This window comes from Frankia sp. CeRuru1, assembly GCF_977966315.1.
The window spans coordinates 1-3,600 of record NZ_CDWWEW010000459.1 but is presented as its reverse complement, the minus strand read 5'-3'; the positions used below and the strand labels follow the sequence as shown (position 1 = coordinate 3,600).

Genomic DNA, 3,600 nt, shown 5'->3' with positions numbered 1-3,600 from the left:
GACCGCCACCCTCCAGCCCACCGCTCTCGCCACCTAAACCAACATCAACACCAGGGTGCTGGGACGCACACCCCTGAATGGACACGTCGGGTTGCCACGCGTCGCCGGGCATGCTCGTCCTCCTCGATGGGGCATGGCTAGTCGCCCGTCCCGCCATCCGATTATGACGGCCCGGGATTGTCGCCGCAACAGCCGGCCAGCCATCCCGGAATTGCTTGCTTAATATTTCTGTCGCACTACCGGACCGATGTACATGGACCTGGCCTGCGGTTTTCCTGCGCGTGTTGACCGCGCGCTGGGACCAGGTCCGCGGCCACCACGCGCTCTTGCCGGAGCCTTTGCATACGGCGGCGTTTGAGACAAGTGGTTTCGTGGGATCTGCCGGGTGATACTGGTGACAGTCGCCGCCCGGCATTGCTCGATCTGGTCGCCGTCGGTAGTCGTAAATCCTCGATCGAGGCGGGGGCGGCACGGGCTCGGCCCAGGCCGAGCCGAACTTTTGATCCCTGCTCTACATCGTTGGTAGCCGGCGCTTGCCCGCGGCCAACGGCTGACGTGAAGTCGACCGGAGGCCGCGGACTGCGGTCGACGGCGGGTTCCCGCCTTGGCTGGGGAGATGGAAGGGGTTACTTGTGGTGACGCGTTTCGAAATCCTCGGCGGCCTGCGGATGTGATGTGACGGACGTAACTGCACGCCGACGCTGCCGAAAGTACGCCAACTTCTGGCGCTGCTGTTGCTGCGCGCGAACCGGATCGTGCACGTCGACACGATCATCGGGGAACTGTGGGACACGAATCCCCCGGCAAGTATGATCACGACCTTGCAGACCTACGTCTATCAACCGCGAAAGATCATGCTTCGGGGCCGGCTGGCCGTCCCGGGCGACGAGCTGCTGGTCACCGCGCCGTCGGGATATCTGCTGCGGGTCGTACCCGAACAGATCGACGAGACCGCGTTCCAGGCTCTCATCGCGCGGGGATGCGCCCTGCTGGACCAGGGACGTCCTGCGGAGGCCAGCGCCACGCTGTGGCCGGGCGCTCGCGATGTGGAGCGGCCCGCCGCTCGCGGACGTCATGTGCGGCCGGGTGCTGCAAGCCCACGTCGTGCATCTGGAGGAACGCCGGATCTGGGCCCTGGAGGCCTACATCCGCGCGGAGTTCGAGCTGGGCCATCAGCGCGAGCTCATCGGCGATCTGCGCGCGCTGGTGGCCGAGCACACGATCAACGAGTGGTTCCACAGCCGGCTGATCGAGGCCCTCGCGCACGCCGGTCGGCGCGGCGAGGCGCTCGTCGCGTACCAGACGCTACGCACGACCCTCGCGGACGAGCTGGGTCTGGACCCCTCCCAGGAGGCCCAGAGTCTGCAACGGGCCCTGCTGGGGACCCGGTGAGTGGGCCGGCCACCACGCCCAGGGCGAGGCCGCCCGCGCCGCCCGCGCCGCCCGCCGCCTACGGCCGAGGTGACCCCGTCACGCCGTCCAGTTCGAGGGGTGGCCACCGGGCACGACCTCGTCGGCCCGCAGGTGGGTGAAGGCGTCGGCGAAGGTGGCGTGGATCCTGGCGAAGTCGATCGTCGGGCCGAACGCGGGGTGCGCGTACAGCGTGCGGGCGTACCTCCACAGCCGGGGATGGCCGCCCGGCTCGGCCCGGTTGGCCTCGAAGATCCCCGGGAAGGCGACCTCGAGTCGGACCAGCGACACGAACAGGCGGACGTCGGACTCGGTGAGCGTGTCGCCCAGGAGGTAGGCGTGGTCGGCGAGGCGGCGGTCGAGTGCGGACAGCGCGGCGACGGTGTCGTCGACGAGGGCCCGGTGGGTCTGCGGGTCGGCCGTGTGACCCAGGATGTGGACGACACTGTGGATCTTCTGGTACAGCCAGTCGTTGACCGTGTCGATCTCCTCCCGCACCTGCTCAGGATACAGATCGACGTCGTGGCCGGCATATGCGCCGAACTGGGTGAGCAGGTCGCGGGTGATGCCGTCGGCATCGTTGCTGACGATGACCCGCTCGCGTTCGTCCCACAGCGTCGGGACGCGGTAGCGGCCGATGCCCGGCAGCATGGTCTCCCACGCCGCGCGCAGGCCGGCGGGATCCTCGTCGGCATAGGTGACGGCGAGGACGTCGTCGAGGCCGAGCAGGTTACGGATGATGGTCGCCCGGTTGGACCAGGAGCATCCCCAGCTCACATACAGGCGGTAGCGGTCTGGTTCCGCCGGGTGGGTGCTGGCGGGGTCGGCCGACAGCCGTCCCTGGAACCGGGCGGGAGGGCGGAACACGGTGCCGTCCTCCCGCCGGCGAATTCCCGCGGCGGGATCGGAGGCCTCACAGCTGGCGTCCACCGCCGGCGGCGGGTTGTCGGTATGGGCGGGAGAGGTCATGGTCGAGGTTCCTTTCCTCGGCGGTGGACAGTGCGTCCGGCAGGCGTGGAGCCGCGTCGACGAGCGCACGCGTATAGGGCTGCCGGGGCGCTCCGATGACGTCGGCGGTCATCCCGCTCTCCACGATCTGGCCCGCCTGCATCACCGAGACGCGGGTGGCGATCCTGCTGACGACCGCCAGGTCGTGGCTGATGAACAGGTAGCCGACGCCGAGGTGCTCGCGCAGGTCGGCGAGCAGGGCCAGGACCCGGGCCGCGACGGTGGCGTCGAGAGCCGACACGGCCTCGTCGCAGACGACGATGTCCGGTTGCGCGGCGAGCGCCCGGGCGATCGCCACCCGCTGGCACTGCCCACCGGAGAGCTCGTGGGCGCGCCGGGCCAGCAGCGCTTGGGCGAGGCCGACCTGGTCGGCCAGCTCCCGCACCCGGCGCGCCACCGCTGCGCGCTCGACGAGGCGCAGTGCGCGCAGCGGCTCCGCGATCGCGTCGGCGGCGGTGTAACGCGGATCGATGGAGGCGTAGGGATTCTGCGCGACGAGCTGCACGCGACGCCGGAAGGCCCGCAGGTCCCGGCCGCGCCGGCGGGTGATGTCCACGCCGGCGAAGCGGATGGTGCCCGCCGTCGGGAGGTCCAGCCGCAGCAGCAGGCGGGCGAGTGTCGACTTGCCCGAGCCGGATTCACCGACGAGGGCGTGGATCTCCCCGCGTCGCACCGCGAGGCTGACGCCGTCGAGGGCGACCACCGAGTGGTGTGGTCCGCGTCCGGGGAACAGCCGGCTGACGCCGTGGGCGGACAGGCCCCCGGCGCCCTCGCCGCCCCCGTCGTCGCCGGGGCCGCTGCCGTCCCGCCCAGCCGGGGCCGGGCCGGGCGACACCGGGCCGGGCGACACCGGGCCGGGCCGCCACCAGGGAGCGAGTGGCGGGATGGCCCGGCGCCCGCAGGACGGTGGCGCTTGCCCCCCGCTCGACCACCTCGCCGGCGTCGAGGACGACGAGCCGGTCCGCGCGTTCCGCGGCGACTGCCAGATCATGGGTGACCAGCAGGACGCCGATCCCGTCCCGGGTGGACAGCAGCGCCAGGTGGTCGAGCAGCCGACGCTGGACGACCACGTCCAGCGCGGAGGTGGGCTCGTCGGCGATGAGCAGCGCGGGCCGGCAGGCCAGGGCGATCGCGATCACGGCCCGTTGCCGGGTCCCGCCGGACAGCTCGTGCGGGTAGGAG

Annotated in this window: 4 protein-coding genes; 1 reads left to right on the top strand and 3 read right to left on the bottom strand. The window is 71.1% G+C overall.

What is annotated here, in order from left to right:
- Positions 1 to 837 precede the first annotated feature (837 nt).
- Positions 838 to 1,392 carry an AfsR/SARP family transcriptional regulator gene (locus AC08OP_RS22610; RefSeq protein WP_476616013.1) on the top strand — a complete coding sequence of 185 codons (555 nt, stop codon included), beginning with the start codon at positions 838 to 840 and terminating at the stop codon, positions 1,390 to 1,392.
- 78 nt (positions 1,393 to 1,470) lie between these two features.
- On the opposite strand, the gene AC08OP_RS22605 is transcribed toward AC08OP_RS22610, so the two are convergent.
- The 3 genes from AC08OP_RS22605 to AC08OP_RS22595 form a co-directional block, all read right to left on the bottom strand.
- Positions 1,471 to 2,379 carry a glutathione S-transferase C-terminal domain-containing protein gene (locus tag AC08OP_RS22605; protein ID WP_476616012.1) on the bottom strand — a complete coding sequence of 303 codons (909 nt, stop codon included), beginning with the start codon at positions 2,377 to 2,379 and terminating at the stop codon, positions 1,471 to 1,473.
- Positions 2,324 to 3,121 (bottom strand): ABC transporter ATP-binding protein, encoded by a 798-nt coding sequence (locus AC08OP_RS22600; protein ID WP_476616011.1) that lies wholly within the window; start codon positions 3,119 to 3,121, stop codon positions 2,324 to 2,326. The genes AC08OP_RS22605 and AC08OP_RS22600 overlap by 56 nt, the downstream gene beginning before the upstream one ends.
- Positions 3,057 to 3,600 (bottom strand): ATP-binding cassette domain-containing protein (locus AC08OP_RS22595; protein ID WP_476616010.1); only part of this gene is annotated, 544 nt, incomplete at its 5' end. The genes AC08OP_RS22595 and AC08OP_RS22600, both read right to left, overlap by 65 nt.

Excerpts from the sequence above, each read along its gene's own strand:
- AC08OP_RS22605 (WP_476616012.1), bottom strand. The coding sequence starts at position 2,379 with ATGACCTCTCCCGCCCATACCGACAACCCGCCGCCGGCGGTGGACGCC.